Genomic DNA, 5,463 nt, shown 5'->3' with positions numbered 1-5,463 from the left:
GATGTGACCCAGGTGGGTCTTGACCGTCGCCTCGCTGACGAAGAGCTTGGCGGCGATCGCGCGGTTGGTGGTGCCGTGGGCGACCAGGGTCAGCACCTCGCGCTCGCGGGGGCTGAGCTGCGTTGACGGGCCCGGCGAGCGGAGCCGTGAGGCCAGCCGGGTCGCGACCGCGGGGGAGAGGACGGTCTCGCCGGCCGCGGTCGCCCGCACGGCCTCGACCAGGTCCGGCGTCGGCGCGTCCTTGAGCAGGTAGCCGGTCGCGCCCGCCTCGATCGCGGCGACCACGTCGGTGTCCGTGTCGAACGTGGTCAGGACGAGTACGCCGGTCCGCGACTCCTTCGCGCGGATCCGCTCGATCACCTCGACGCCGCCGGTGCCCGGCATCCGGAGGTCGAGGACGAGGACGTCCGGGTCGAGCGTCTCGACGAGCGCCACCGCCTCCTCGCCGTCGCCGGCCTGGCCGACGACCTCGAAACCTTGGGCGAGGAGCACCCCGACCACCCCGTCGCGTACGACCGGGTGGTCGTCGGCGACCACGATCTTGATCGGTTGGTTCATGCGGGTCCTCGTGGGAGTGCGGGAATGCTGGCGGAGACGGCGGTGCCGGAGCCGGGGGTCGACTCCAGCGTGAAGGTGCCGGTCAGGCGCTGCGCGCGGTCGCGCATCACGCCCAGCCCGAACGAGGACGAGCGGCGCGGAGCGGCGGGATCGAAGCCGGCGCCGTCGTCGCGTACGTCGAGGATCACCTCCGAGTCGTCGAAGGTGAGCGTGACCCCGACCCGGCGTGCGGAGGCGTGCTTGGCGACGTTGGTGAGGGCCTCCTGGGCGATCCGCAGCAGCGTGGCCTCGACCTCGGGGTGCAGCGCGGTGGACTCGCCGACCACGACGACGGAGGCCTCGACGGCGTGGTCGACGCGCCAGCCCTCGACCAGCGTCGACAACGCGTCGACGAGGCCGGCGTCGGCCAGCTCGGCCGGGGTGAGGTCCTGCACGGACCGCCGCGCCTCGACCAGCGCGGTGCGGGCCATCTCGGTGGCCCGGGCCACTCGGCGGCGTACGTCCTCGGCGTCCGCGGATCCCTCGGCGGCCTGGAGCTGGGCGACGACCCCGGCCAAGGACTGGGCGATCGTGTCGTGGATCTCGCGGGCGAGGCGCTCGCGCTCGTCGCGTACGCCGGTCTGCCGCGACTGCGCGACGAGCTGCTCCTGCAGGCGCGCGTTCTCCGCGAGGGCATGCTCCAAGCGGACGATCGTGTCGGCCCGCGCCTGGCTGACGGCGTCGAGGTGCATGCTGTAGCGGGCCATCAAGGTGGCGAGCCCGAAGTTGACGACGAAGAGCACCGGCAGCGCCGCGTTCTGCCACGGGCTGTCGTAGGGCGGTGGGCCACCGGTCTGACCAGTGGCCATGATCAGGGAGGTGGCCGCCATCGCGACCCATCTCCAGCGGCCGCGGAAGGACTCGAAGGCATCCAGGAAGCCGATCCAGGCGAAGATGCAGAAGAGCGGATGGATGATGGTGAGGGCGGCGGCCAGCAGCGTGCGACCGACGTAGCCGACCGGATGCGGGCCGTCGTGGACATACATCCACTGCCAGATCCACGCCGCGGTCACCGCCACCAGCACGCCGAAGGTCACCCGCATGCCGACCGAGCGCGGCCCCATCTCCGGAAAGGTCGCCACGCAGATGACCGTGGCGAGCGCGAGCAGCACGAAGGGAAGCGCCTTGAGGTTGCGCTCCCACAGCTGCTCGGGCTCGACGGCCGACGTCATGTGCAGGACCCTCTCATTCCCAGCGGAAGGCGCGCACGGCAATCAGGTAGAGGACGACCGTCCAGCCGCCCATCACCGCCAGGTCCGCCAGAGCCGGCAGCGATCCGCCGGCGGCGTCGTTGAGCGCGTTGGAGGCCGCGCCGTAGGGCGTGAAGGAGACGATGTCGCGCACCGTGCCGCTGAAGGCCTCGACCGGGACATAGACCCCTGCGGTGAACATCGACGGGAAGAAGACGACCATCCCGACGACCTGTCCCGTCTTCGCGTTGGGGGAGACCGCGGTGATCGCGGCGCCGATCCCCAGCGAGACGGCCAGAGCCAGGACGTAGGCGACCACGTAGCCGATCAGCGACTCCGGCAGCGGCGTCCCGAAGACCACCCGGCCGAGGACGACCACGATCACCGAGGAGGCCGCGACCGCGGCGGCGTGGACCAGCACCTGGCCGAGCAGGATCGAGGCCGGTCGGGCGGGCGTGGTGCCGAGCCGTCGCAGGACGCCGCTCTCGCGGTAGCCGGTCAGCGTCGGTGGCATCGTCATGATCGCCGCCATGATCATCGAGAGCAGCACCGTGACCGGCACGTAGACGTCGATCAGGCTGCGGCCTCCGAGATCGGCGCTGTTCTCGCGGAAGCTCGGGATCGCCCCGAGCACGCTCAGCAGCAGGCTGGGGAAGAGCACGACCCAGAAGAGCGAGAGCCGCTCACGGGCGAAGAGCCGGGACTCCGCGCGGATCACGGCAACGGTCGGACTGGTCATCGGAGAGCCTCCATGGCATCGGTGTCGGTGAGGTCGAGGTAGGCGGCGTCGAGGGTGCCCGCGGCGACCCGGAGCCGAAGCGGAGCCACCCCCTGCGTACGCAGTGCCTCGACCACCGCGAGCGCGACCCCTTCGGCGCCCTCGACGGTGATGGTGCCGTTCTCGCTGCGGGCGGCGGTGACGCCGTCGAGCTCCCGCAGTGAAGCCAGGTCGACCGCGACCGTGGTCTCGAAGGTGGTGATGGTGGCGGCGGAGGCGGCGTCGATGAGGCCGGCTGGGGTGTCCAGCGCCCGGATCCGGCCGGCGTCGACGATGGCGATCCGGTCGCAGAGCGTCTGCGCCTCCTCCATCGAGTGCGTGACGAGCAGGACGGTCACACCCCGGTCGCGTACGTCACGCACCAGGTCCCACACCTCGCGCCGCGCCCGCGGGTCCAGGCCGGTGGTGAGCTCGTCGAGCACGACGACACGCGGCCGGCCGATCAGAGCCAGCGCGATCGAGAGCCGCTGCTGCTGGCCACCGGAGAGGTTCTCGAACCGCTGCCGCAGGTGACCGCCGAGACCGAGCCGCTCGGCCAGCGGTGCCCACGGCTCCGGGTCGGGGTAGAAGGCGCTCCACAGCTCCAGCGCCTCCTGGACGGTGATCTTCGGCTGCAGCTTCGCCTCCTGCAGCTGTACGCCCAGCACCTCCGTCACCGCCGCCCGGTCCGTCCAGGGGTCGATGCCGTGGACCCGGATCCGGCCCCGGTCGCCCACCCGCAACCCGGCGATCGACTCGACGGTCGTGCTCTTGCCGGCCCCGTTGGGCCCGAGGATGCCGAAGATCTCGCCCTCGTGGACGGTCAGGCTGATCTCGTCGACCGCCACTTTGTCGCCGTACGTCTTGCGCAGGCCGTCCACGACGACCGCTGCTTCTCGCTCCTGATGCATACCCTCAGCCTGGTCCGTGACGCGGTCTCACGGATCGGGCGATCGGCGCGAGTGGGCATCAGCCGATCGGTTGATGCGACCATGGACCTCATGCGCTACGACAACCTGCTGGCGTCGGTCGGTGGCACTCCGCTGGTGGGCCTGCCCCGCCTCTCGCCCTCGCCCGACGTACGTCTGTGGGCCAAGCTCGAGGACCGGAACCCCACCGGCTCGATCAAGGACCGCCCGGCTCTTCGCATGGTCGAGGAGGCCGAGAAGGACGGCAGGCTCCGCCCGGGCTGCACCATCCTCGAGCCGACCTCCGGCAACACCGGCATCTCGCTGGCCATGGCGGCCAAGCTCAAGGGCTACCGGATCGTCTGCGTGATGCCCGAGAACACCTCCGAGGAGCGGCGCCAGCTGCTGCGGATGTGGGGCGCCGAGATCGTCTCCTCGCCCGCCGCCGGCGGCTCCAACGAGGCCGTCCGGGTCGCCAAGCGCCTTGCCGCCGAGCACCCCGACTGGGAGATGCTCTACCAGTATGGCAACTCCGCCAACGCGCTCGCGCACGAGGAGGGCACCGGCCCCGAGCTGCTCGCCGACCTCCCCTCGATCACCCACTTCGTCGCCGGGCTCGGCACCACGGGGACCTTGATGGGCGTGGGCCGATTCTTCCGCTCGGCCAAGCCGGAGGTACGCATCGTCGCGGCCGAGCCGCGCTACGGTGAGCTCGTCTACGGCCTGCGCAACCTCGACGAGGGTTTCGTCCCCGAGCTCTACGACGCCTCGCTCATCGACGCCCGCTTCTCGGTGGGTCCGCGCGACGCCGTCCGGCGCGTGCGGGAGCTGCTGGAGCTGGAGGGCATCTTCGCCGGCATCTCCACCGGAGCCATCCTCCACGCCGCCCTCGCCCAGGCCGCCAAGTCCCTCAAGGCCGGTGAGAAGGCCGACATCGCCTTCGTCGTCGCCGACGGTGGCTGGAAGTACCTCTCCACCGGGGCGTACGAAGGCACCATCGACGAGGCCGAGGAGGGGCTCGAGGGCCAGCTCTGGGCCTGACGTCAGGTCTGTCGTCAGGTCTGTCGTCAGAGTCTGACATCGGGTCTGTCGGGGTACTCCAGGGAGTTTCCGTCGTTCTACTGGCCAGTAATGGACGGAAACTCCCTGGACTACCCCTCCCGCCCACCCAGCCGCCGAGCAGCAAGCTCAGCGGCAGAAGGCGTAGACGACGAGCCCGTGGTCCTCACCGGAGAAGACCTGGTCGAGGGCCTTGCCGGTGAGGTGGGCGTCGACGTAGCGCGGGGCGGGGCCGGTGGCGACGATGGCGTGGCCCGGGAGCCTGCCGGTCATGTCCCGCGGGGCCTCGGAGCTCCAGCAGTCGTGCCTCTCGATGAGAGCGGCCGGGCTGCCCGGGGCGAGCGGACGTCCGGAACGGACGCCGTCGGCCTCGGCGGTGGAGCCGAGGTTGACCAGCGCTACGGCGACGGCCGATGCGTACATCACCCAGATGCCGAGCGCCATGAAACCCTTGCGTCCAAGGATGGCTCTCACTCCTGGGCAACGCGGCAGCGGGCCGCGGAGTTACGGGCCGCGGAGCTAACGGGCCGGGTCGGTCACGTCGTGCTCGTGGATCCAGGCGAGATGGCGTTCGTACGCATCGGGCGACCCGAGCCGCTTGTTGCGGGCCTGGGCGCGTGGGCCGTCGGGGAGATGGAGCACGTCGGCGGCGGCGACCGAGGCGGACTGGATCCGGCGGGTGCGGTCGCGGCGGCGTACCTCGTAGGTCGCGCGGGCACGGTCCCAGTCGTCGTCGGAGGCGAGGCAGTCGGCGAGGACGACCGCGTCCTCGATCGCCTGGGCCGCGCCTTGGCCATGGTGGGGGAGCATCAGGTGGGCGGCGTCGCCGAGCAGCGTGACCCGGCCGCGCGACCACGTGGCCAGGGGCGGACGGTGGAAGAGGCCCCACCGCTCGGAGGCCGGTGCCGCGGAGATCATCTGGACGACGGCCGGGTGCCAGCCGGGGTAGGCG

7 protein-coding genes are annotated in these 5,463 nt (G+C 71.3%); 1 reads left to right on the top strand and 6 read right to left on the bottom strand.

Annotated elements, in window-relative coordinates; all coding sequences use genetic code 11:
* The 4 genes from ACFVJS_RS13370 to ACFVJS_RS13355 all read right to left on the bottom strand — a co-directional run.
* Positions 1-558: response regulator (locus ACFVJS_RS13370; RefSeq protein WP_378880662.1), on the bottom strand; the 558-nt coding region annotated here is incomplete at its 3' end.
* Positions 555-1,769 (bottom strand): sensor histidine kinase, encoded by a 1,215-nt coding sequence (locus tag ACFVJS_RS13365; RefSeq protein ID WP_378880659.1) that lies wholly within the window; start codon positions 1,767-1,769, stop codon positions 555-557. The genes ACFVJS_RS13370 and ACFVJS_RS13365, both read right to left, overlap by 4 nt.
* Positions 1,770-1,782: 13 nt before the next feature.
* Positions 1,783-2,526: an ABC transporter permease gene (locus ACFVJS_RS13360; protein WP_378880657.1), complete on the bottom strand. Its 744-nt coding sequence runs from the start codon at positions 2,524-2,526 to the stop codon at positions 1,783-1,785.
* Positions 2,523-3,455: an ABC transporter ATP-binding protein gene (locus ACFVJS_RS13355; protein ID WP_378880654.1), complete on the bottom strand. Its 933-nt coding sequence runs from the start codon at positions 3,453-3,455 to the stop codon at positions 2,523-2,525. The genes ACFVJS_RS13360 and ACFVJS_RS13355 overlap by 4 nt, the downstream gene beginning before the upstream one ends.
* Before the next feature lie 90 nt (positions 3,456-3,545).
* Here ACFVJS_RS13355 and ACFVJS_RS13350 point away from each other — a divergent pair, with 90 nt between their 5' ends.
* Positions 3,546-4,493 carry a PLP-dependent cysteine synthase family protein gene (locus tag ACFVJS_RS13350; protein ID WP_045550174.1) on the top strand — a complete coding sequence of 316 codons (948 nt, stop codon included), beginning with the start codon at positions 3,546-3,548 and terminating at the stop codon, positions 4,491-4,493.
* Positions 4,494-4,640: 147 nt separating this feature from the next.
* On the opposite strand, the gene ACFVJS_RS13345 is transcribed toward ACFVJS_RS13350, so the two are convergent.
* Positions 4,641-4,955, bottom strand: a complete 315-nt coding sequence (locus tag ACFVJS_RS13345) for a hypothetical protein (protein WP_378880652.1) — start codon at positions 4,953-4,955, stop codon at positions 4,641-4,643.
* A gap of 75 nt (positions 4,956-5,030) precedes the next feature.
* Positions 5,031-5,463 (bottom strand): FAD-dependent monooxygenase (locus tag ACFVJS_RS13340; protein ID WP_378880650.1); only part of this gene is annotated, 433 nt, incomplete at its 5' end.

The sequence above is a fragment of the Nocardioides sp. NPDC057772 genome (genome assembly GCF_042798075.1).
Classification (GTDB): domain Bacteria; phylum Actinomycetota; class Actinomycetes; order Propionibacteriales; family Nocardioidaceae; genus Nocardioides.
This window is presented reverse-complemented; position numbering and strand designations above follow the sequence as displayed.